The organism is Brevibacterium sp. W7.2, assembly GCF_018137945.1.
GTDB lineage: Bacteria > Actinomycetota > Actinomycetes > Actinomycetales > Brevibacteriaceae > Brevibacterium > Brevibacterium sanguinis.
The window spans coordinates 119,214-141,216 of sequence record NZ_CP073089.1 but is presented as its reverse complement, the minus strand read 5'-3'; the positions used below and the strand labels follow the sequence as shown (position 1 = coordinate 141,216).

At 68.8% G+C, this 22,003-nt stretch carries 18 protein-coding genes and 2 pseudogenes; 11 read left to right on the top strand and 9 right to left on the bottom strand.

The genetic code is table 11. The features are described from left to right. Positions 1-9 precede the first annotated feature (9 nt). Entirely contained in the window at positions 10-765 is a 756-nt protein-coding gene (locus J9315_RS00590) for a GH25 family lysozyme (RefSeq protein WP_211978559.1), read from the top strand. Between the two features lie 62 nt (positions 766-827). On the opposite strand, the gene J9315_RS00585 is transcribed toward J9315_RS00590, so the two are convergent. Further along, a complete protein-coding gene (locus J9315_RS00585; RefSeq protein WP_211978558.1) occupies positions 828-1,220 on the bottom strand; it encodes a hypothetical protein in 393 nt (130 codons plus the stop codon). A gap of 214 nt (positions 1,221-1,434) precedes the next feature. Between J9315_RS00585 and J9315_RS00580 the strand changes: the two genes are divergently transcribed. Beyond that, positions 1,435-2,334, top strand: a complete 900-nt coding sequence (locus tag J9315_RS00580) for a sulfite exporter TauE/SafE family protein (RefSeq protein WP_198500013.1) — start codon at positions 1,435-1,437, stop codon at positions 2,332-2,334. Positions 2,335-2,609: 275 nt separating this feature from the next. After that, positions 2,610-3,068, top strand: coding sequence for an Rrf2 family transcriptional regulator (locus J9315_RS00575; protein WP_137826875.1), 459 nt, complete (start codon positions 2,610-2,612; stop codon positions 3,066-3,068). A 291-nt stretch (positions 3,069-3,359) separates the two neighbouring features. Here the strand turns inward: J9315_RS00575 and J9315_RS00570 are convergent. Further along, positions 3,360-4,142, bottom strand: a pseudogene (locus tag J9315_RS00570) (LysR family transcriptional regulator); the annotation flags it as partial. A gap of 90 nt (positions 4,143-4,232) precedes the next feature. On the opposite strand from J9315_RS00570, the gene J9315_RS17600 reads away from it, so the two are divergent. Further along, complete coding sequence (locus J9315_RS17600; protein WP_349251972.1) at positions 4,233-4,952, top strand: hypothetical protein; 720 nt, start codon at positions 4,233-4,235, stop codon at positions 4,950-4,952. Between the two features lie 314 nt (positions 4,953-5,266). Here the strand turns inward: J9315_RS17600 and J9315_RS00560 are convergent, their stop codons facing one another. Then, complete coding sequence (locus J9315_RS00560) at positions 5,267-5,968, bottom strand: hypothetical protein (protein WP_249120977.1); 702 nt, start codon at positions 5,966-5,968, stop codon at positions 5,267-5,269. A gap of 274 nt (positions 5,969-6,242) precedes the next feature. Between J9315_RS00560 and J9315_RS17370 the strand changes: the two genes are divergently transcribed. Further along, positions 6,243-7,274, top strand: a complete 1,032-nt coding sequence (locus J9315_RS17370) for a GntR family transcriptional regulator (RefSeq protein ID WP_232623763.1) — start codon at positions 6,243-6,245, stop codon at positions 7,272-7,274. 160 nt (positions 7,275-7,434) lie between these two features. On the opposite strand, the gene J9315_RS00550 is transcribed toward J9315_RS17370, so the two are convergent. Both J9315_RS00550 and J9315_RS00545 read right to left on the bottom strand, forming a co-directional pair. Further along, entirely contained in the window at positions 7,435-8,952 is a 1,518-nt protein-coding gene (locus tag J9315_RS00550) for an MFS transporter (RefSeq protein ID WP_232623762.1), read from the bottom strand. Between the two features lie 439 nt (positions 8,953-9,391). Continuing rightward, positions 9,392-10,882, bottom strand: a complete 1,491-nt coding sequence (locus J9315_RS00545; protein ID WP_211979225.1) for an aminotransferase class V-fold PLP-dependent enzyme — start codon at positions 10,880-10,882, stop codon at positions 9,392-9,394. 199 nt (positions 10,883-11,081) lie between these two features. Here J9315_RS00545 and J9315_RS00540 point away from each other — a divergent pair, with 199 nt between their 5' ends. Together J9315_RS00540 and J9315_RS17365 are read left to right on the top strand one after the other, a co-directional pair. Continuing rightward, positions 11,082-11,744 carry a LysR family transcriptional regulator gene (locus tag J9315_RS00540; RefSeq protein ID WP_249120976.1) on the top strand — a complete coding sequence of 221 codons (663 nt, stop codon included), beginning with the start codon at positions 11,082-11,084 and terminating at the stop codon, positions 11,742-11,744. Continuing rightward, on the top strand, positions 11,665-12,081 hold the full coding sequence (locus tag J9315_RS17365; protein ID WP_349251971.1) for a LysR substrate-binding domain-containing protein: 417 nt from the start codon (positions 11,665-11,667) through the stop codon (positions 12,079-12,081). The genes J9315_RS00540 and J9315_RS17365 overlap by 80 nt, the downstream gene beginning before the upstream one ends. Before the next feature lie 73 nt (positions 12,082-12,154). On the opposite strand, the gene J9315_RS00535 is transcribed toward J9315_RS17365, so the two are convergent. After that, positions 12,155-12,613, bottom strand: a complete 459-nt coding sequence (locus tag J9315_RS00535) for an Rrf2 family transcriptional regulator (protein ID WP_137826875.1) — start codon at positions 12,611-12,613, stop codon at positions 12,155-12,157. A gap of 275 nt (positions 12,614-12,888) precedes the next feature. Next, positions 12,889-13,789, bottom strand: a pseudogene (locus J9315_RS00530) (sulfite exporter TauE/SafE family protein). Positions 13,790-14,429: 640 nt separating this feature from the next. Here J9315_RS00530 and J9315_RS00525 point away from each other — a divergent pair. Together J9315_RS00525 and J9315_RS00520 are read left to right on the top strand one after the other, a co-directional pair. Beyond that, entirely contained in the window at positions 14,430-15,329 is a 900-nt protein-coding gene (locus tag J9315_RS00525) for a sulfite exporter TauE/SafE family protein (RefSeq protein ID WP_198500013.1), read from the top strand. A 275-nt stretch (positions 15,330-15,604) separates the two neighbouring features. Further along, positions 15,605-16,063 (top strand): Rrf2 family transcriptional regulator, encoded by a 459-nt coding sequence (locus J9315_RS00520; RefSeq protein WP_137826875.1) that lies wholly within the window; start codon positions 15,605-15,607, stop codon positions 16,061-16,063. Between the two features lie 73 nt (positions 16,064-16,136). Here J9315_RS00520 and J9315_RS00515 read toward each other — a convergent pair whose 3' ends face one another. Then, positions 16,137-17,138, bottom strand: coding sequence for a LysR family transcriptional regulator (locus J9315_RS00515; RefSeq protein ID WP_211978557.1), 1,002 nt, complete (start codon positions 17,136-17,138; stop codon positions 16,137-16,139). 90 nt (positions 17,139-17,228) lie between these two features. On the opposite strand from J9315_RS00515, the gene J9315_RS00510 reads away from it, so the two are divergent. Together J9315_RS00510 and J9315_RS00505 are read left to right on the top strand one after the other, a co-directional pair. Next, positions 17,229-18,830, top strand: coding sequence for an aminotransferase class V-fold PLP-dependent enzyme (locus tag J9315_RS00510; protein WP_211978556.1), 1,602 nt, complete (start codon positions 17,229-17,231; stop codon positions 18,828-18,830). 439 nt (positions 18,831-19,269) lie between these two features. Continuing rightward, the gene (locus J9315_RS00505; protein ID WP_232623762.1) at positions 19,270-20,787 is read left to right on the top strand and encodes an MFS transporter; all 1,518 of its coding nucleotides are present in this window, start codon (positions 19,270-19,272) and stop codon (positions 20,785-20,787) included. Between the two features lie 160 nt (positions 20,788-20,947). Here J9315_RS00505 and J9315_RS17360 read toward each other — a convergent pair whose 3' ends face one another. Then, the gene (locus J9315_RS17360; RefSeq protein ID WP_232623763.1) at positions 20,948-21,979 is read right to left on the bottom strand and encodes a GntR family transcriptional regulator; all 1,032 of its coding nucleotides are present in this window, start codon (positions 21,977-21,979) and stop codon (positions 20,948-20,950) included. Between the last annotated feature and the right edge of the window lie 24 nt (positions 21,980-22,003).

Genomic DNA, 22,003 nt, shown 5'->3' with positions numbered 1-22,003 from the left:
TTTGGTCGTGTGACCGCACCCCGCCGAGACCGCACCCCGCGCTGGCGCCGTCCGCTTCCCCTCACGGCGACCGCCGTCGTCGTCGCTGTCCTCGCTGTGGCCGTCTGGTGGTTCGCGTGGGTGCCGAACACCCGGCCCGCGCTCGAGCCCGGTGAGGTCCACGCGATCGACGTCTCCAACCACCAGGGCGTCATCGACTGGAGGGCAGTGGCCTCCGACGACATCGCCGCGGCGATGATCAAGGCCACGGAGGGCAACGACTACGTCGACCCCCGATTCGCCGCGAACTGGACGGATTCCGCGACCGCCGGCGTGCGCCGCGGCGCCTATCACTTCTTCACCCTCTGCTCCCCCGGTGCCGAGCAGGCCGAGAACTTCCTCGCTGCCGCCCCGCCCGAACCCGAGGCGCTGGCGCCGGCGATCGACCTCGAACTCATCGGCGCCTGTCAGGAGCGACCGCCGCAGGAGGCGGTGGACGCCGAGCTCGAGGACTTCCGGCGCATCGTCGAGGAGGCGTGGGGCCGCGAGCTCCTCGTCTATGCGCGCGGCTCCTTCACCTCCGACTACTCGATCGGGACGCTGGCCGACCGCCCGCAGTGGGTGACGAACTTCTTCGTCCGGCCCGGCGGCGAGTGGACGATGTGGCAGGTCCACTACTTCGCGAACGTCGCGGGCATCGACGGGCAGGTCGACCTCGACGTCCTCCGCGTGACCGAACAGGCCCACGCCCCGCAGTCCTCGCGGTCCTCGCAGCCCTTCGACTGAGGGGAATCAACCCGTCGCGGCACGGGGCTGCACCCCCAACCACCCCGCCCACCGACGCAGTGTCACGACAGATACGCGGTGAACCGACAGTTACGCGCCGTCCCGACGACTCCTGTGCCCGCGTCGTCGTTCTCCGGACGCAGAGTGTCGATGATCGAGTCCGAAATCGACACTCTGCGTCCGGAAGTCCCTGCCTCGGGTGGCACCGGGGCCGACTTCAGGTCGCATGCGGCGCGGGTCGTTGTCGGCGTCGCAGCGCCGAGTCGCGGCGCCGAGTCGCGGGTCGCGGCGATAGTTGAGCAATGTGCGCCGCGTTCATGGCGATTGCGCGCCGGATTCATGGTGATCTGGACGCGAATTTCACCATGGACCTGGCGCAGAACACGGGGATCGCCATGGATGCGGCGCAGAACCGGCGACTTGTCGTCGCCCGCCTTACGTCCCGTCGAGAGCACGCGCGGTGCGCAGCGCTGTTTCGCCCCGCGGTGCGCACCGCAGTTCGCCCCGTCACACGCATCTGCGACTCACTCACCCGCTTCGTCTGCCGCCTCACCCCGTCACAGAAGTTCATAGTGTAGTAATTCACTCAACTTAATGAGTATTGTGTGGGAGGCACGTGAAACTGCTCAACAATCTCACTCAGCTTCGCACAACGGAGAGGCGGCCACCATGAGGCAGCTCATCGTCTTAGGCATCGTCGGGCTCATCGCCCAGCTCATCGACGGATCCCTCGGCATGGCGTACGGCGTGACGTCGACGACCCTGCTGCTGGCCACCGGCATCGCCCCGGCGACCGCCTCGGCGGCCGTGCACTTCTCCGAGATCGGCACCTCGCTCGTCTCCGGCATCTCCCACCACAAGTTCGGCAACGTCGACTGGCGCACCGTCCTCATCCTCGCGGTCCCCGGCTTCGTCGGCGCCTTCGCGGGTGCGACGTTCCTCGCCGGTCTCAACGGCGACGCCGCCACCCCGTGGATCTCCGGTCTGCTGCTCGCTCTCGGCGTCTACGTCATCTGGCGCTTCCTCGCCCTCGGCGGCGCCCGCCCGACATTCAAGGGCCGCCCCGGCAAGGGTCTGCTCGTTCCCATCGGACTCGTCGGCGGCGCACTCGACGCGATCGGCGGCGGAGGCTGGGGCCCGGTCGGCACGACGACTCTCCTGTCCTCGGGACGCCTCGAGCCCCGCAAGGTCGTCGGCTCGATCGACACGAGCGAATTCGTCGTCGCCGTCGGCGGGTCGCTCGGCTTCCTCTTCGCCCTCGGCTCCCAGGGCATCGAGTGGTCGATCGCAGGCGCTCTGCTCGTCGGCGGCATCATCGCCGCACCCTTCGCGGCGTGGCTCGTGAAGATCCTCCCGGCCAAGGTCCTCGCGATCGCGGCCGGCGGCATCATCATCCTCACGAACGCTCGGACGATCTCCCTCGCCCTCGGTGCGTCGACCCCCGTGGTCTCGACGATCCTCGCGGCGCTGGCACTCGGGTGGATCTCCCTGCTCATCCACGTCGTCCGGCTCGAGCGCAGGACCCGTCGCGCGGAGGCCGCTGCCGAACCCGTCGGCGCCGAGGCCTGAGACCACACCCGCCGACCCCACCCCGAGGTCAGCCGGGCGCGGATCAGTCAGGCTCAGTTCAGCCAGGCTCAGTTCAGCCAGGCATGGGCCAACCAGCCTCGGGCCAGCCAGCCACGGGTCACGGACAGCCTCGCGGGTCAGCACGACCCGCGAGGCTGCAGTGTCCGCGCCAACGTGAGACAGCCCGACACCAGCGCACTGCGCCCGTCGTATTCCGCACCCTCAGACGGCACGACGGGGTGCTACCGAACCGCCGTGCGCGGTAGCATATCGGGATGCGGGTCACGACGAAATCCGACTACGCCCTGCGCGCGCTCATCGAGATCGCGGGCGCTGTTGACGGCGATCCCATCAGCGCCGACGAGCTCGGACGCCGGCAGGACATACCCAAAGGCTTCCTCCAGTCGATCCTCGCCGACCTGCGTCGCGCGGGGATCCTCGTCTCCGTCCGCGGGAAGTCCGGAGGGTGGCGGTTCTCCCGCCCAGCCGCCGAGGTGACCGCCGCCGATGTCATCCGCGCCGTCGACGGCCCTCTCGTCTCCATCTACGGCCAGCGGCCCGAGGCCGTCGAATACGACGACGCCGCCGAATGCCTCCAACAGGTGTGGGTCGCCGCCCGCTTCGCCCTGCGCGATGTCCTCGAGAAGGTGACGATGGCCGACCTCGCGGTCAAGACCCTGCCCCCGGAGATCACGGACAGAGTCGCGATCGAAGACGCCTGGCAGCCGCACTGAGGCCCACCTCGCCGAGGCGCTCCGACCGACCAGCGCCGCGGGCCGCAGACTGCGGTCCACACAGCCCGCCTGCCTACCTCCAGACCGCGGTGACGGTGCGGACGTCGGCGACCACCTCGGCGACTGCAGCGGAATGGGCGGCGACGATCGGATCGTGCCGCGCGGACTTCTGCCGCGGGCCGAGCTGCGGTGCCCGGGAGACGAGGAGGACGTCCCGGCGGCGGCCGACAGGGGCATCGGCACGATCTCGATCTCGGGGTCGGTGGGCAGTGAGGACTCGGGGATCATCGCGATCGCCAGGCCCGCGGCGATCATCCTGTTGATCGCCGCGTAGTCGTCCATCCGCATCCCCACCCGGGGTTCGAAGCCCGCGGCCAGGCAGAACGCGCGGATCACCTCGTCGATGGCGTCACCGGGGTCGATGCTGAACGCCCACGACTGCGTGACGAGCGCCGCGAAGTCGGGCAGCCCGTGCGGATCGATCGGCACGGGCCCCACGGCCTTGGGCACGCAGAGGAAGAGCTGCTCGGAGTAGAGCTTCTTCGCCGTGAGGCTCGGCGGGATCCACACCTTGTCGACGTCGGTGGAGACGAGGAGCGCAAGGTCGAGGTCGCCGGCCTCGAGCCGGGAGACGAGCTTCGCATGCTCGTCCATCGTGACGTCGAGCGCAGCCCCGAGCACCGTGGCCGACGCATCATCGGCGACCTGCCACCGCGGACGCTTCTGCAGCTCGTGGTGAAGCAGCGGGATGACACGCGCGCCGACCGTGGGCACGGCCCCGATCTTCACCGGCACCGCCTGCGAATCCCGCCACAGCGCCACCTCGTCGACGAGGCGGTCGGCGAGACCGAGGATCTCCACCGCCCGAGTGACGACGAGGCTGCCGACGGTCGTCGGATGCGAACCGCGGGGGGTGCGCTCGATGAGGGTCGCCCCGAGCGTGCGTTCGAGATTCGCGAGGTGATGGTTGACGGTCGGCTGGCTCCAGTCGAGCCGCGTCGCCGCTGCCGCGACCGATCCGGCATCGGCGACGGCGCGGAGCGCGACGAGCCCGCGAGTGTCCAGAACTTCCATAGCTCTCCCTCGATGAGTTCAATACTGTCTATAGAGTAGGCGAGGAAACTTGCTATTCTCCCCAAGGCCCTCATTCCCTACCCTGAAGGCATGACCGTGCACCAGGACTCCGCCGTGCCCGCGACCCCCCACGAGGATGGTCGCGCGCGCACTCACGCCCCGTACGCCGACGCTCTCGCGAAGGCCGCCGCCCGCAATCCCCTGCTTCTCCAGACTCCCGGTCACGGCGGCAACGGTGACGGCATCTCCGCAGGTCAGGCCGACTTCTTCGGCGAGAACGTGCTCGCCCTCGACATCCCGCCGCTCTTCGATGGCATCGACCTCGGCGTCGACACCCCGAAGGACGAGGCCCTCGAGCTCGCCGCCGAGGCATGGGAGCCCGCCGCACGTGGTTCCTCACCAACGGCTCCTCACAGGGCAAACCGGATGGCGGCGCTGGCCATCGGCACCCTCGGCTCGGGCGTCGTCACGCAGCGCAGCGCCCATTCGAGCTTCATCGACGGCATCGTCCTCGCCGGACTCAATCCGCGCTTCGTCTCGCCCAACGTCGATGAGGTCAACGGCATCGCCCACGGCGTCACCCCCGATTCGCTGCGCCACGCGATCCGCAGCCACCGGAGACGGTCACGGCCGTCTACCTCGTCACCCCGAGCTACTTCGGTGCGGTCGCGGACGTCGCAGCCCTCGCCGAGGTGGCCCACGAGGCCGGCGCGATCCTCATCGTCGACGCGGCCTGGGGTGCGCACTTCGGCTTCCACCCCGACCTTCCTGCCTCCCCGGTCACGCTCGGCGCCGACGTCGTCATCATGAGCACCCACAGCTCGCCGGCTCGTTCACGCAGTCCGCGCTCCTCCACCTCGGCGACACCGAGTTCGCCGACCGCCTCGAACCGGCACTCGCCCGCGCGTTCATGATGACGGCCTCGACGAGCGAGAACGCGCACCTCATGGCCTCGATCGACATCGCCCGCCGCGATCTCGTCAACTCCCAGGACGCGATCGCGGAGTCGCTCACGAACATCCGGCACGCCCGCGCCCAGATCGAGGGGTCGTGGGCCTACCGCTGCTCTCGCCGACTTCCTCAGCTCCCGGACGTCGTCGACATCGACCCGTTCCGCATCGACATCACCGCGACCGGCTTAGGGCGCTTCGGAGTTCGTCGACGGCCATCCGGATGCCCACGAGGAAGCCCGCGGGCACGGCGGCGGTGACGGCGTCGATGACGCGCAGCGGGAAGCGCATGAGCGCGTCGAGGTCGCCGCCCCACTCGTCGCTGCGCTCGTTGAGCCAGGACGCGAGGAAGGAGTCGAGGAGGTGACCGGCGTGCATGATCTCGAGGCCGTCGAACCCGGCAGCGGCGACCCGGGCGGCCGCGGCCGCGAAGTCGGCGACGATGCGGTCCATGTCGAAGTCCTCGAGGGCCTTCGTGAACGACCGGTGCGCGGCCTCCCTGGTCCGTGACGGCGAGACGAGCGGCAGCCAGTCCCCGGCGAAGTTCGACGAGCGCATCCCCAGATGCGTCGCCTGGATCATCACCGCGGCACCCTCGGCGTGGCAGTCCTCGGCGATCGCGCGCAGCCAGGGGATCACCTCGTCGGTCGTCAGGTCGATGTTGCCGAACGCGGCCGGCGAGTCCTTCGACACGATCGCGGACCCGCCGATCATCGTCAGCCCGACACCGCCGCGCGCCTTCTCCCGGTGGTAGAGGCGGTAGCGGTCCGTCGGCATGCCGTTCTCGGTGTAGGCGGGCTCGTGCGAGGTCGAGACGATGCGGTTGCGCAGGGTGAGTCCGCCGAGGTCGTACGGCTGGAGCAGCGGGTCGTCCATTCCTCCTCCATCGCAGGAACGGGTTCCGGAGCCGGAGCGGGGTTACCGGGCTGGAACGGATTGTCGGGCTGGTATGGGTTGTCGGGGTCGTGGTTCGCGGTGCTGGAGCGGATTGCGGTGCGGGACTGGTTGCGGTGCCGGTACGGCTTGTCGGGCCGGTACTGATTGTCAGGTAATCGATTACCGACTACCTGTCTTCCATCGTGGATTCTCCGGGCTATGCTGTCAATAGTTCTGGCAGGGGAGGTCGAGAGTTCCGGCAGGGGGAGATGGCATGGACCGAGCGAAGCAGCCCTCGCTGCGCGAGCATGCGCTCTCGATCATCCGCGACGCGATCGCCACGGGTGAGCTCGCCGAGGATCGGATCTATTCGGCCGCCGGGCTCGCGAAGCAGCTCGGCATCTCGCTCAGTCCGGTGCGTGAGGCGATGATGGCGCTCGTCACCGAAGGCACCGTCGAGGCGGTGCCCAACCGCGGCTTCCGCCTCGTCCCGATCACCGAGGCCGACCTCGAGGAGATCATCCGCATCCGCGTCCTCCTCGCCGTGCCGGCGGTGCGGCAGCTGTGCGATCGGCTCGCCGAGGCGGGGCCCGGGTCTGCTGTGGGCGCTGGCGAATTGGATGACGACGTCCCCACGGGGACGGGCGGTGCGGGGTCGGCTGCCGGTGCTGGCGGTTCTGCGGCCGTCGACCTCGAGGGCGCCGACAGGAGAAGCGGTGGCGGTGCGGGTGACACCGTTCCCACGGGGATGAGAGACGGAGTCCCCACGGGGACGGGCGATGCGATCCGCGACGAGCTGCGCCGACTGCGCACCCATGCCGAGGCGACGGTGGCCGCGGCCGTTGCCGGCGACCTCGTCGCGTTCTATACCCATGACCGCCGGTTCCACGAGTCGCTCCTCGCGTTCGGCCTCGGACGCCGTGCCGCGGAGATCAGCCTGCGGCTGCGCGACCAGTCCCGGATCGGCCATCTCTCGACCGTCGACGCAGGACCCAGTGATGCGGAAACCGGCAGCGCGGAATCCAGCGGTGCGGGTGGCGGAGCCGAAGCCCAAGCGACTTCGGGAGCGGGATCCACCGGTGCAGGGGCTAAAGCCGACGCCGCGGCGGACAGTACGAGCGCCTCGGTGACCGGATCCGGCAGCTCACGGTCTGTCGGGAACGTCGCGGTCACCTCGGCGAAGGAGCTCATCGACATCGTCGACCTCATCGAAGCGAACCGGCCCGACGCGGTCGCCGACCTCGTCACCCGCAACCTCTACTTCTTCAGACGCACCGAGGCCTCCGTCTCGGATGCCTCGGAGTGAACGGCACCGCTGGACCTCTCAGCAGACGACATCGCCCCTCCCGCGCTCACTGCGCGGAAGGGGCGATGCTCGATGCCGGTTCGTCGTGACTGGTCAGGGCGGCGAAGTCGGTTCAGACGCAGCCGCGTCGCCTCAGGTCAGATCACTTGCTCGGACTGTGTCACTTCCCGGCGCCGATCGGCATGGTCTCGGGGTCGATGTCGGGATTCTCGTCCTGACCCTTGGCGAGCTCGACGGCCTCTTCATGCGAGGACACCGTCGGGAACGACCCGAGCAGCGGCCGGTGCGCGGATTCGCGCATGAAGAACACGGCGACGAGCGCGATGACCGAGAAGAACATGATGTAGAAGGCCGGCATGTACGAGTTCCCGGTGAGGTCGATGAGTGCCTGGCTGAACAGCGGCGTCGTGCCGCCGAACAGCGAGACGCCGAGGTTGAACGTCAGGCCCATCGCGCCGTAGCGCGACGCCGTCGGGAACAGCGCCGGCAGGGTCGAGGCGAGGCACGCGATGTAGAACGCCGCGGGCAGCGCGACCATGAACAGTGCGATCGTCACCGCCCACATCTCGCCGATCTGCATGACGGCGAAGGCGGGAACGATGAGGACGATCGTCATGCCTGCGGCCAGCCCGAAGACGAACCGGCGGCCGAGCTTGTCGGAGAGCCGACCGATGAGCGGCAGGCAGATCGACATGATGACGAGCACCGGGATGGTGACGACGGCGGCCTGGATGTTCGAGACCTTGACCGTCTCCTCGAGGTAGGTCGGCATGAAGCTCGTCAGCGCGTAGCCCACCGTCTGCGAACCCGCGACGATGGCGATGCCGATGAGGATCTCCTTCCAGAAGTGGCGGATGACGCCGATGAGGCCGTGGCGGGCGAACGGGTCGTCCGCGCTCTTCGTCACCAGGCCCTCCTCCTGGGCGGCCTCGAAGCCGGGAGTCTCCGGGATCTTCAAGCGGAACCAGATGGCGACGACGCCGAGCGGGATGGCGACGAGGAACGGGATCCTCCAACCGCCGTCGACCATCGCGGTCTCGCCCCAGATGCTCGTGGTCACCACGCTCGTGATGGCCACCGTGCCGGCACCGGCGGCGAAGCCGAGGTAGGAGCCGACGTCGAGCCAGGCGGCCCAGTAGCCGCGGGACTTGTCGGGGGCGAACTCGGAGACGTAGGTGGTGGCACCGGCGTACTCGCCGCCGGTGGAGAAGCCCTGGATCATCTTGAGGATGTAGAGGGGGATGATCACCCACAGGCCGACCTGTGCGGCTGTGGGCAGCACGCCGATGAGTGCGGTGGCCGTCGCCATCGTCGCCATGGTGAAGAAGAGGACCTTCTGGCGCCCGATCTTGTCACCGAGCGGTCCGAGCACCATGCCGCCGAGCGGGCGGACGAGGAAGGACACGGCGAATCCGAGCAGCGTGACGAGCAGTCCCATCTGCGGATCCATGCCCTCGGTGAAGACGGCGGTCATCGTCACGGCGAGGTAGCCGTAGACGCCGAAGTCGAACCATTCCATGAAGTTGCCGACGGTCGTGCCGCCGATCGCGGTGCGGATGGACTTCGGCTCGACGACGATGCAGTCGTCGGCTTCCAAGCGCTTCTTCTTCGTCGACCGCCGCTTGATGCGGAAGGGCTTTCTGCTCTCCGCGCTCGGTTCGGTGTGGCCGGATGTCATTGCTGATTCCTCACGTTGACTGAGATGAAAACGCCGCGGCAGCGGCCGGCGGCGTCAAGGCAATGGAGTTCATCTTTGCGCTGGGCGCAAGCACTGTCAACAGCAATTGTGAACCAGATCACGCACAGCACCGGCCGCCCGATGCGGATTTCGCACCCGCGCTTCGGTGCTCTCATGCGGCAAGCGGCGCTGTGGCGCCGCGGAGATCGCCGTGATCCTATTCACGTGCAAATCGTGACGGGGGTCACATCGCGAAACGGATGATTCCGTCAGGGAATCCTGCCGCGGTTCCGGCTCCCGAAGAGTGGGAAGGCTCTTCCGCCGAGGTGGTCGCGCGGTCGACGACGACGGCGCGCACTCAGGGACTCCCGCCCCGGCGTGCGCGCCGTCAATGTGGTGGATGCTGTCGGCGTCAGACCTCGTGAATCTGTGGTTGCCGTCAGTTCTCGTGAGTGTGCGAGGGAACGACGACCCGGAAGTTCGCGAGCTCGGGGTCGACGCTGCCGCGCACGTGTCCCGAAGGGCTGGCTGCGACCGCCTGCAGGAAGTCGATCGTCTCCTGGGTGATCTCCTCGCCGGGCAGGACGTTGGGAATGCCGGGAGGATACGCGGCCAGCGAGCTCACGCTGATCCGGCCGGCCGCCTCGGCGGCGGAGACGACCTCGGACTCAGCGAAGAACGCGTCGCGCGGAAGCATGACGAGGTCGCCTGCCGTCGGCAGCGGCGGGATCTCGACCGGAGCGTCGTCGGCGGACGCGGGTGCCGCACCCTGCTCGATCGTCCCGACGACCTCAGCGTCCGCCTCGGCGAGGACGTCTGCCTCGGCGTTCTCCAGGCGCAGCTGCTCGAGGGCGTCGAGGAGACGGCTGATGTCCGGGGACTTGCCGAGTCCGATGAGCGCGACGAGGGTCGTGGCCGTGGCCATCTCGGCGAAGATCCCGAAGTCCTCGGCCAGGCGCTTGCGGACGGTGTGCCCGTCGAAGCCGGTCGCGGTGATGTCGATGGGCAGGCGGAACGGGTCGATGTCGACGACGTCCGGGGAGCTGAGGAAGTCGGCCGAGAGCAGCCGGTAGTGCCCCGACCCCTCGATCTGGGCGCGGGCGTGCCGGATGTTCGTGAGCGACTCCGCGATCGCGTCCTGGGAGTTGACGAGATCGCGGCGGGCGATGTCGATCGAGGCCATGAGGTGCGCGTTCTCGCTCGTCGAGGCCGTCATCATGAACGCGCGGGCGAGTGCCGGTTCGAGGCGGTCGGCGAACTCGGTGTCGCCGAGGTGGAGGAGCGCGGACTGCGTGAACGAGCCGGCGAGCTTGTGGGTGCTCATGATGACGACGTCGGCGCCGAGCGTGACCGGGGAGGCAGGAAGGTCGGGGTGGAAGCCGAAGTGCGCACCCCAGGCCGCGTCGACGATGAGGATCGCGCCGGCCTCGTGGGCCACCTCGGCGAGGGCTGCGACGTCCGCGACCGCACCGAAGTAGCTCGGGGTGACGAGGTAGACGGCCGTGACCGTCTCCGGGTGGCTGCGGATCGCGTGGCGCAGCGAATCGGGGGTGACGCCGTGGGCGATGCCGTTGACCTCATCGACGTTGGGCGAGACGAAGCGCGGATTGAGTCCGGCGAGGACGATGCCGTCGATGAAGCTCGAATGGGCGCTGCGCTGCGTGACGACGCCCGAGCCGAGGGTGCCGATGGCCAGCGCCGCCATCCGGTTGCCCTGTGAGGAGCCGTTGGTGAGGAACCACGTGCGGCGGGCTCCCCATGCCTCGGCGGCGAGCTCGAGGGCCTCGTCCTTCGGGGTGTCGACGCCGAGGTCGATGCCATCGAAGAGCGGCGGGATGTCGAGGGCGAGCACGTTCTCGCCGAAGAAGTCGGCCTGACCTGCGGAGATGCCGTCACCGTTGCCGCCGTGACCGGGAGTCTGGAGAAGCAGGGGATTGCGGGCGGCGGCCTTCGCGAGAGCGTCGGCGTACGGGGCGTGAGTGCGCGCGCGACCATCCTCGGGGGGTCGCGGGCACGGCGGAGTCCTGGTGCACGGTCATGCCTTCAGGGTAGGGAATGAGGGCCTTGGGGAGAATAGCAAGTTTCCTCGCCTACTCTATAGACAGTATTGAACTCATCGAGGGAGAGCTATGGAAGTTCTGGACACTCGCGGGCTCGTCGCGCTCCGCGCCGTCGCCGATGCCGGATCGGTCGCGGCAGCGGCGACGCGGCTCGACTGGAGCCAGCCGACCGTCAACCATCACCTCGCGAATCTCGAACGCACGCTCGGGGCGACCCTCATCGAGCGCACCCCCCGCGGTTCGCATCCGACGACCGTCGGCAGCCTCGTCGTCACTCGGGCGGTGGAGATCCTCGGTCTCGCCGACCGCCTCGTCGACGAGGTGGCGCTGTGGCGGGATTCGCAGGCGGTGCCGGTGAAGATCGGGGCCGTGCCCACGGTCGGCGCGCGTGTCATCCCGCTGCTTCACCACGAGCTGCAGAAGCGTCCGCGGTGGCAGGTCGCCGATGATGCGTCGGCCACGGTGCTCGGGGCTGCGCTCGACGTCACGATGGACGAGCATGCGAAGCTCGTCTCCCGGCTCGAGGCCGGCGACCTCGACCTTGCGCTCCTCGTCTCCACCGACGTCGACAAGGTGTGGATCCCGCCGAGCCTCACGGCGAAGAAGCTACTCCGAGCAGCTCTTCCTCTGCGTGCCCAAGGCCGTGGGGCCCGTGCCGATCGATCCGCACGGGCTGCCCGACTTCGCGGCGCTCGTCACGCAGTCGTGGGCGTTCAGCATCGACCCCGGTGACGCCATCGACGAGGTGATCCGCGCGTTCTGCCTGGCCGCGGGCTTCGAACCCCGGGTGGGGATGCGGATGGACGACTACGCGGCGATCAACAGGATGATCGCCGCGGGCCTGGCGATCGCGATGATCCCCGAGTCCTCACTGCCCACCGACCCCGAGATCGAGATCGTGCCGATGCCCCTGTCGGCCGCCCGCCGGGACGTCCTCCTCGTCTCCCGGGCACCGCAGCTCGGCCCGCGGCAGAAGTCCGCGCGGCACGATCCGATCGTCGCCGCCCATTCCGCTGCAGTCGCCGAGGTGGTCGCCGACGTCCGCACCGTCACCGCGGTCTGGAGGTAGGCAGGCGGGCTGTGTGGACCGCAGTCTGCGGCCCGCGGCGCTGGTCGGTCGGAGCGCCTCGGCGAGGTGGGCCTCAGTGCGGCTGCCAGGCGTCTTCGATCGCGACTCTGTCCGTGATCTCCGGGGGCAGGGTCTTGACCGCGAGGTCGGCCATCGTCACCTTCTCGAGGACATCGCGCAGGGCGAAGCGGGCGGCGACCCACACCTGTTGGAGGCATTCGGCGGCGTCGTCGTATTCGACGGCCTCGGGCCGCTGGCCGTAGATGGAGACGAGAGGGCCGTCGACGGCGCGGATGACATCGGCGGCGGTCACCTCGGCGGCTGGGCGGGAGAACCGCCACCCTCCGGACTTCCCGCGGACGGAGACGAGGATCCCCGCGCGACGCAGGTCGGCGAGGATCGACTGGAGGAAGCCTTTGGGTATGTCCTGCCGGCGTCCGAGCTCGTCGGCGCTGATGGGATCGCCGTCAACAGCGCCCGCGATCTCGATGAGCGCGCGCAGGGCGTAGTCGGATTTCGTCGTGACCCGCATCCCGATATGCTACCGCGCACGGCGGTTCGGTAGCACCCCGTCGTGCCGTCTGAGGGTGCGGAATACGACGGGCGCAGTGCGCTGGTGTCGGGCTGTCTCACGTTGGCGCGGACACTGCAGCCTCGCGGGTCGTGCTGACCCGCGAGGCTGTCCGTGACCCGTGGCTGGCTGGCCCGAGGCTGGTTGGCCCATGCCTGGCTGAACTGAGCCTGGCTGAACTGAGCCTGACTGATCCGCGCCCGGCTGACCTCGGGGTGGGGTCGGCGGGTGTGGTCTCAGGCCTCGGCGCCGACGGGTTCGGCAGCGGCCTCCGCGCGACGGGTCCTGCGCTCGAGCCGGACGACGTGGATGAGCAGGGAGATCCACCCGAGTGCCAGCGCCGCGAGGATCGTCGAGACCACGGGGGTCGACGCACCGAGGGCGAGGGAGATCGTCCGAGCGTTCGTGAGGATGATGATGCCGCCGGCCGCGATCGCGAGGACCTTGGCCGGGAGGATCTTCACGAGCCACGCCGCGAAGGGTGCGGCGATGATGCCGCCGACGAGCAGAGCGCCTGCGATCGACCACTCGATGCCCTGGGAGCCGAGGGCGAAGAGGAAGCCGAGCGACCCGCCGACGGCGACGACGAATTCGCTCGTGTCGATCGAGCCGACGACCTTGCGGGGCTCGAGGCGTCCCGAGGACAGGAGAGTCGTCGTGCCGACCGGGCCCCAGCCTCCGCCGCCGATCGCGTCGAGTGCGCCGCCGACGAGTCCGATGGGAACGAGCAGACCCTTGCCGGGGCGGCCCTTGAATGTCGGGCGGGCGCCGCCGAGGGCGAGGAAGCGCCAGATGACGTAGACGCCGAGAGCGAGCAGCAGACCGGAGATCCACGGGGTGGCGGGCGTCGCCGTTGAGACCGGCGAGGAACGTCGCACCCGCGAAGGCGCCGACGAAGCCGGGGACCGCGAGGATGAGGACGGTGCGCCAGTCGACGTTGCCGAACTTGTGGTGGGAGATGCCGGAGACGAGCGAGGTGCCGATCTCGGAGAAGTGCACGGCCGCCGAGGCGGTCGCCGGGGCGATGCCGGTGGCCAGCAGCAGGGTCGTCGACGTCACGCCGTACGCCATGCCGAGGGATCCGTCGATGAGCTGGGCGATGAGCCCGACGATGCCTAAGACGATGAGCTGCCTCATGGTGGCCGCCTCTCCGTTGTGCGAAGCTGAGTGAGATTGTTGAGCAGTTTCACGTGCCTCCCACACAATACTCATTAAGTTGAGTGAATTACTACACTATGAACTTCTGTGACGGGTGAGGCGGCAGACGAAGCGGGTGAGTGAGTCGCAGATGCGTGTGACGGGGCGAACTGCGGTGCGCACCGCGGGGCGAAACAGCGCTGCGCACCGCGCGTGCTCTCGACGGGACGTAAGGCGGGCGACGACAAGTCGCCGGTTCTGCGCCGCATCCATGGCGATCCCCGTGTTCTGCGCCAGGTCCATGGTGAAATTCGCGTCCAGATCACCATGAATCCGGCGCGCAATCGCCATGAACGCGGCGAATCGCCATGGATGCGGCGCAGAACCGGCGACTTGTCGTCGCCCGCCTTACGTCCCGTCGAGAGCACGCGCGGTGCGCAGCGCTGTTTCGCCCCGCGGTGCGCACCGCAGTTCGCCCCGTCACACGCATCTGCGACTCACTCACCGCTTCGTCTGCCGCCTCACCCGTCACAGAAGTTCATAGTGTAGTAATTCACTCAACTTAATGAGTATTGTGTGGGAGGCACGTGAAACTGCTCAACAATCTCACTCAGCTTCGCACAACGGAGAGGCGGCCACCATGAGGCAGCTCATCGTCTTAGGCATCGTCGGGCTCATCGCCCAGCTCATCGACGGATCCCTCGGCATGGCGTACGGCGTGACGTCGACGACCCTGCTGCTGGCCACCGGCATCGCCCCGGCGACCGCCTCGGCGGCCGTGCACTTCTCCGAGATCGGCACCTCGCTCGTCTCCGGCATCTCCCACCACAAGTTCGGCAACGTCGACTGGCGCACCGTCCTCATCCTCGCGGTCCCCGGCTTCGTCGGCGCCTTCGCGGGTGCGACGTTCCTCGCCGGTCTCAACGGCGACGCCGCCACCCCGTGGATCTCCGGTCTGCTGCTCGCTCTCGGCGTCTACGTCATCTGGCGCTTCCTCGCCCTCGGCGGCGCCCGCCCGACATTCAAGGGCCGCCCCGGCAAGGGTCTGCTCGTTCCCATCGGACTCGTCGGCGGCGCACTCGACGCGATCGGCGGCGGAGGCTGGGGCCCGGTCGGCACGACGACTCTCCTGTCCTCGGGACGCCTCGAGCCCCGCAAGGTCGTCGGCTCGATCGACACGAGCGAATTCGTCGTCGCCGTCGGCGGGTCGCTCGGCTTCCTCTTCGCCCTCGGCTCCCAGGGCATCGAGTGGTCGATCGCAGGCGCTCTGCTCGTCGGCGGCATCATCGCCGCACCCTTCGCGGCGTGGCTCGTGAAGATCCTCCCGGCCAAGGTCCTCGCGATCGCGGCCGGCGGCATCATCATCCTCACGAACGCTCGGACGATCTCCCTCGCCCTCGGTGCGTCGACCCCCGTGGTCTCGACGATCCTCGCGGCGCTGGCACTCGGGTGGATCTCCCTGCTCATCCACGTCGTCCGGCTCGAGCGCAGGACCCGTCGCGCGGAGGCCGCTGCCGAACCCGTCGGCGCCGAGGCCTGAGACCACACCCGCCGACCCCACCCCGAGGTCAGCCGGGCGCGGATCAGTCAGGCTCAGTTCAGCCAGGCTCAGTTCAGCCAGGCATGGGCCAACCAGCCTCGGGCCAGCCAGCCACGGGTCACGGACAGCCTCGCGGGTCAGCACGACCCGCGAGGCTGCAGTGTCCGCGCCAACGTGAGACAGCCCGACACCAGCGCACTGCGCCCGTCGTATTCCGCACCCTCAGACGGCACGACGGGGTGCTACCGAACCGCCGTGCGCGGTAGCATATCGGGATGCGGGTCACGACGAAATCCGACTACGCCCTGCGCGCGCTCATCGAGATCGCGGGCGCTGTTGACGGCGATCCCATCAGCGCCGACGAGCTCGGACGCCGGCAGGACATACCCAAAGGCTTCCTCCAGTCGATCCTCGCCGACCTGCGTCGCGCGGGGATCCTCGTCTCCGTCCGCGGGAAGTCCGGAGGGTGGCGGTTCTCCCGCCCAGCCGCCGAGGTGACCGCCGCCGATGTCATCCGCGCCGTCGACGGCCCTCTCGTCTCCATCTACGGCCAGCGGCCCGAGGCCGTCGAATACGACGACGCCGCCGAATGCCTCCAACAGGTGTGGGTCGCCGCCCGCTTCGCCCTGCGCGATGTCCTCGAGAAGGTGACGATGGCCGACCTCGCGGTCAAGACCCTGCCCCCGGAGATCACGGACAGAGTCGCGATCGAAGACGCCTGGCAGCCGCACTGAGGCCCACCTCGCCGAGGCGCTCCGACCGACCAGCGCCGCGGGCCGCAGACTGCGGTCCACACAGCCCGCCTGCCTACCTCCAGACCGCGGTGACGGTGCGGACGTCGGCGACCACCTCGGCGACTGCAGCGGAATGGGCGGCGACGATCGGATCGTGCCGCGCGGACTTCTGCCGCGGGCCGAGCTGCGGTGCCCGGGAGACGAGGAGGACGTCCCGGCGGGCGGCCGACAGGGGCATCGGCACGATCTCGATCTCGGGGTCGGTGGGCAGTGAGGACTCGGGGATCATCGCGATCGCCAGGCCCGCGGCGATCATCCTGTTGATCGCCGCGTAGTCGTCCATCCGCATCCCCACCCGGGGTTCGAAGCCCGCGGCCAGGCAGAACGCGCGGATCACCTCGTCGATGGCGTCACCGGGGTCGATGCTGAACGCCCACGACTGCGTGACGAGCGCCGCGAAGTCGGGCAGCCCGTGCGGATCGATCGGCACGGGCCCCACGGCCTTGGGCACGCAGAGGAAGAGCTGCTCGGAGTAGAGCTTCTTCGCCGTGAGGCTCGGCGGGATCCACACCTTGTCGACGTCGGTGGAGACGAGGAGCGCAAGGTCGAGGTCGCCGGCCTCGAGCCGGGAGACGAGCTTCGCATGCTCGTCCATCGTGACGTCGAGCGCAGCCCCGAGCACCGTGGCCGACGCATCATCGGCGACCTGCCACCGCGGACGCTTCTGCAGCTCGTGGTGAAGCAGCGGGATGACACGCGCGCCGACCGTGGGCACGGCCCCGATCTTCACCGGCACCGCCTGCGAATCCCGCCACAGCGCCACCTCGTCGACGAGGCGGTCGGCGAGACCGAGGATCTCCACCGCCCGAGTGACGACGAGGCTGCCGACGGTCGTCGGATGCGAACCGCGGGGGGTGCGCTCGATGAGGGTCGCCCCGAGCGTGCGTTCGAGATTCGCGAGGTGATGGTTGACGGTCGGCTGGCTCCAGTCGAGCCGCGTCGCCGCTGCCGCGACCGATCCGGCATCGGCGACGGCGCGGAGCGCGACGAGCCCGCGAGTGTCCAGAACTTCCATAGCTCTCCCTCGATGAGTTCAATACTGTCTATAGAGTAGGCGAGGAAACTTGCTATTCTCCCCAAGGCCCTCATTCCCTACCCTGAAGGCATGACCGTGCACCAGGACTCCGCCGTGCCCGCGACCCCCCACGAGGATGGTCGCGCGCGCACTCACGCCCCGTACGCCGACGCTCTCGCGAAGGCCGCCGCCCGCAATCCCCTGCTTCTCCAGACTCCCGGTCACGGCGGCAACGGTGACGGCATCTCCGCAGGTCAGGCCGACTTCTTCGGCGAGAACGTGCTCGCCCTCGACATCCCGCCGCTCTTCGATGGCATCGACCTCGGCGTCGACACCCCGAAGGACGAGGCCCTCGAGCTCGCCGCCGAGGCATGGGGAGCCCGCCGCACGTGGTTCCTCACCAACGGCTCCTCACAGGGCAACCGGATGGCGGCGCTGGCCATCGGCACCCTCGGCTCGGGCGTCGTCACGCAGCGCAGCGCCCATTCGAGCTTCATCGACGGCATCGTCCTCGCCGGACTCAATCCGCGCTTCGTCTCGCCCAACGTCGATGAGGTCAACGGCATCGCCCACGGCGTCACCCCCGATTCGCTGCGCCACGCGATCCGCAGCCACCCGGAGACGGTCACGGCCGTCTACCTCGTCACCCCGAGCTACTTCGGTGCGGTCGCGGACGTCGCAGCCCTCGCCGAGGTGGCCCACGAGGCCGGCGCGATCCTCATCGTCGACGCGGCCTGGGGTGCGCACTTCGGCTTCCACCCCGACCTTCCTGCCTCCCCGGTCACGCTCGGCGCCGACGTCGTCATCATGAGCACCCACAAGCTCGCCGGCTCGTTCACGCAGTCCGCGCTCCTCCACCTCGGCGACACCGAGTTCGCCGACCGCCTCGAACCGGCACTCGCCCGCGCGTTCATGATGACGGCCTCGACGAGCGAGAACGCGCACCTCATGGCCTCGATCGACATCGCCCGCCGCGATCTCGTCAACTCCCAGGACGCGATCGCGGAGTCGCTCACGAACATCCGGCACGCCCGCGCCCAGATCGAGGGGTCGGGGCACTACCGGCTGCTCTCGGCCGACTTCCTCAGCTCCCCGGACGTCGTCGACATCGACCCGTTCCGCCTGCCCATCGACATCACCGCGACCGGCTTCGACGGGCACACCGTCCGCAAGCGCCTGGCCGAGGACTTCGGGATCTTCGCCGAGATGGCCACGGCCACGACCCTCGTCGCGCTCATCGGACTCGGCAAGTCCCCGGACATCAGCCGTCTCCTCGACGCCCTCGAGCAGCTGCGCCTGGAGAACGCCGAGGCAGACGTCCTCGCCGAGGCGGACGCTGAGGTCGTCGGGACGATCGAGCAGGGTGCGGCACCCGCGTCCGCCGACGACGCTCCGGTCGAGATCCCGCCGCTGCCGACGGCAGGCGACCTCGTCATGCTTCCGCGCGACGCGTTCTTCGCTGAGTCCGAGGTCGTCTCCGCCGCCGAGGCGGCCGGCCGGATCAGCGTGAGCTCGCTGGCCGCGTATCCTCCCGGCATTCCCAACGTCCTGCCCGGCGAGGAGATCACCCAGGAGACGATCGACTTCCTGCAGGCGGTCGCAGCCAGCCCTTCGGGACACGTGCGCGGCAGCGTCGACCCCGAGCTCGCGAACTTCCGGGTCGTCGTTCCCTCGCACACTCACGAGAACTGACGGCAACCACAGATTCACGAGGTCTGACGCCGACAGCATCCACCACATTGACGGCGCGCACGCCGGGGCGGGAGTCCCTGAGTGCGCGCCGTCGTCGTCGACCGCGCGACCACCTCGGCGGAAGAGCCTTCCCACTCTTCGGGAGCCGGAACCGCGGCAGGATTCCCTGACGGAATCATCCGTTTCGCGATGTGACCCCCGTCACGATTTGCACGTGAATAGGATCACGGCGATCTCCGCGGCGCCACAGCGCCGCTTGCCGCATGAGAGCACCGAAGCGCGGGTGCGAAATCCGCATCGGGCGGCCGGTGCTGTGCGTGATCTGGTTCACAATTGCTGTTGACAGTGCTTGCGCCCAGCGCAAAGATGAACTCCATTGCCTTGACGCCGCCGGCCGCTGCCGCGGCGTTTTCATCTCAGTCAACGTGAGGAATCAGCAATGACATCCGGCCACACCGAACCGAGCGCGGAGAGCAGAAAGCCCTTCCGCATCAAGCGGCGGTCGACGAAGAAGAAGCGCTTGGAAGCCGACGACTGCATCGTCGTCGAGCCGAAGTCCATCCGCACCGCGATCGGCGGCACGACCGTCGGCAACTTCATGGAATGGTTCGACTTCGGCGTCTACGGCTACCTCGCCGTGACGATGACCGCCGTCTTCACCGAGGGCATGGATCCGCAGATGGGACTGCTCGTCACGCTGCTCGGATTCGCCGTGTCCTTCCTCGTCCGCCCGCTCGGCGGCATGGTGCTCGGACCGCTCGGTGACAAGATCGGGCGCCAGAAGGTCCTCTTCTTCACCATGGCGACGATGGCGACGGCCACCGCACTCATCGGCGTGCTGCCCACAGCCGCACAGGTCGGCCTGTGGGTGATCATCCCCCTCTACATCCTCAAGATGATCCAGGGCTTCTCCACCGGCGGCGAGTACGCCGGTGCCACCACCTACGTCTCCGAGTTCGCCCCCGACAAGTCCCGCGGCTACTGGGCCGCCTGGCTCGACGTCGGCTCCTACCTCGGCTTCGCCGCCGGTGCCGGCACGGTGGCCATCACGAGCGTGGTGACCACGAGCATCTGGGGCGAGACCGCGATGGTCGACGGCGGTTGGAGGATCCCGTTCCTCGTCGCCATCCCGCTCGGCGTCGTCGCCATCTGGTTCCGCTTGAAGATCCCGGAGACTCCCGGCTTCGAGGCCGCCCAGGAGGAGGGCCTGGTGACGAAGAGCGCGGACGACCCGTTCGCCCGCCACGGCCTCATCGGCGTCATCCGCCACTTCTGGAAGGAGATCCTCATCGGCATCGCCATCGTCGCGGGTTCGCAGACGGTGGGCTACGCGCTGACGAGCTTCATGCCGACCTACCTCGAGGAGACGGTCAAGGTCTCGAACATCCAGGCCGCCGTCGTCACCATCCCGGTGCTCGTCATCATGTCGATCTGCCTGCCGCTCATCGGTCGGCTCTCCGACAAGCTCGGCCGCCGGTTCGTCTTCGGGCTGGCCGCAGGCATGACGATCGTCCTCATCGTTCCCGCCTTCGCCGTCATGCAGATCGGCGAGATGTGGGCGGTGACGATCGCACTGTTCATGGTCGCGCTGCCCGCGGCGTTCTACATCGCGTGCCTCGCCTCGACCCTGCCGGCGCTGTTCCCGACGGCGTCGCGCTACGGCGCGATGGGCCTGACGTTCAACCTCGGCGTCTCGCTGTTCGGCGGCACGACGCCGCTGTTCAGCCAGGCACTCATCGACCTCACCGGGAACTCGTACATGCCGGCCTTCTACATCATGTTCTTCTCGGTCATCGCGCTCGTCGCCGTGTTCTTCATGCGCGAATCCGCGCACCGGCCGCTGCTCGGGTCGTTCCCGACGGTGTCCTCGCATGAAGAGGCCGTCGAGCTCGCCAAGGGTCAGGACGAGAATCCCGACATCGACCCCGAGACCATGCCGATCGGCGCCGGGAAGTGACACAGTCCGAGCAAGTGATCTGACCTGAGGCGACGCGGCTGCGTCTGAACCGACTTCGCCGCCCTGACCAGTCACGACGAACCGGCATCGAGCATCGCCCCTTCCGCGCAGTGAGCGCGGGAGGGGCGATGTCGTCTGCTGAGAGGTCCAGCGGTGCCGTTCACTCCGAGGCATCCGAGACGGAGGCCTCGGTGCGTCTGAAGAAGTAGAGGTTGCGGGTGACGAGGTCGGCGACCGCGTCGGGCCGGTTCGCTTCGATGAGGTCGACGATGTCGATGAGCTCCTTCGCCGAGGTGACCGCGACGTTCCCGACAGACCGTGAGCTGCCGGATCCGGTCACCGAGGCGCTCGTACTGTCCGCCGCGGCGTCGGCTTTAGCCCCTGCACCGGTGGATCCCGCTCCCGAAGTCGCTTGGGCTTCGGCTCCGCCACCCGCACCGCTGGATTCCGCGCTGCCGGTTTCCGCATCACTGGGTCCTGCGTCGACGGTCGAGAGATGGCCGATCCGGGACTGGTCGCGCAGCCGCAGGCTGATCTCCGCGGCACGGCGTCCGAGGCCGAACGCGAGGAGCGACTCGTGGAACCGGCGGTCATGGGTATAGAACGCGACGAGGTCGCCGGCAACGGCCGCGGCCACCGTCGCCTCGGCATGGGTGCGCAGTCGGCGCAGCTCGTCGCGGATCGCATCGCCCGTCCCCGTGGGGACTCCGTCTCTCATCCCCGTGGGAACGGTGTCACCCGCACCGCCACCGCTTCTCCTGTCGGCGCCCTCGAGGTCGACGGCCGCAGAACCGCCAGCACCGGCAGCCGACCCCGCACCGCCCGTCCCCGTGGGGACGTCGTCATCCAATTCGCCAGCGCCCACAGCAGACCCGGGCCCCGCCTCGGCGAGCCGATCGCACAGCTGCCGCACCGCCGGCACGGCGAGGAGGACGCGGATGCGGATGATCTCCTCGAGGTCGGCCTCGGTGATCGGGACGAGGCGGAAGCCGCGGTTGGGCACCGCCTCGACGGTGCCTTCGGTGACGAGCGCCATCATCGCCTCACGCACCGGACTGAGCGAGATGCCGAGCTGCTTCGCGAGCCCGGCGGCCGAATAGATCCGATCCTCGGCGAGCTCACCCGTGGCGATCGCGTCGCGGATGATCGAGAGCGCATGCTCGCGCAGCGAGGGCTGCTTCGCTCGGTCCATGCCATCTCCCCCTGCCGGAACTCT

What these genes read in the sequence shown, in the direction of transcription:
- J9315_RS00580 (WP_198500013.1), top strand. Translation starts at nt 1,435, where the DNA reads ATGAGGCAGCTCATCGTCTTAGGCATCGTCGGGCTCATCGCCCAGCTC.
- J9315_RS00575 (WP_137826875.1), top strand. Translation starts at nt 2,610, where the DNA reads ATGCGGGTCACGACGAAATCCGACTACGCCCTGCGCGCGCTCATCGAG.
- J9315_RS17600 (WP_349251972.1), top strand. Translation starts at nt 4,233, where the DNA reads ATGACCGTGCACCAGGACTCCGCCGTGCCCGCGACCCCCCACGAGGAT.
- J9315_RS00560 (WP_249120977.1), bottom strand. Translation starts at nt 5,968, where the DNA reads ATGGACGACCCGCTGCTCCAGCCGTACGACCTCGGCGGACTCACCCTG.
- J9315_RS17370 (WP_232623763.1), top strand. Translation starts at nt 6,243, where the DNA reads ATGGACCGAGCGAAGCAGCCCTCGCTGCGCGAGCATGCGCTCTCGATC.
- J9315_RS00550 (WP_232623762.1), bottom strand. Translation starts at nt 8,952, where the DNA reads ATGACATCCGGCCACACCGAACCGAGCGCGGAGAGCAGAAAGCCCTTC.
- J9315_RS00540 (WP_249120976.1), top strand. Translation starts at nt 11,082, where the DNA reads ATGGAAGTTCTGGACACTCGCGGGCTCGTCGCGCTCCGCGCCGTCGCC.
- J9315_RS00535 (WP_137826875.1), bottom strand. Translation starts at nt 12,613, where the DNA reads ATGCGGGTCACGACGAAATCCGACTACGCCCTGCGCGCGCTCATCGAG.
- J9315_RS00525 (WP_198500013.1), top strand. Translation starts at nt 14,430, where the DNA reads ATGAGGCAGCTCATCGTCTTAGGCATCGTCGGGCTCATCGCCCAGCTC.
- J9315_RS00520 (WP_137826875.1), top strand. Translation starts at nt 15,605, where the DNA reads ATGCGGGTCACGACGAAATCCGACTACGCCCTGCGCGCGCTCATCGAG.
- J9315_RS00515 (WP_211978557.1), bottom strand. Translation starts at nt 17,138, where the DNA reads ATGGAAGTTCTGGACACTCGCGGGCTCGTCGCGCTCCGCGCCGTCGCC.
- J9315_RS00510 (WP_211978556.1), top strand. Translation starts at nt 17,229, where the DNA reads ATGACCGTGCACCAGGACTCCGCCGTGCCCGCGACCCCCCACGAGGAT.
- J9315_RS00505 (WP_232623762.1), top strand. Translation starts at nt 19,270, where the DNA reads ATGACATCCGGCCACACCGAACCGAGCGCGGAGAGCAGAAAGCCCTTC.
- J9315_RS17360 (WP_232623763.1), bottom strand. Translation starts at nt 21,979, where the DNA reads ATGGACCGAGCGAAGCAGCCCTCGCTGCGCGAGCATGCGCTCTCGATC.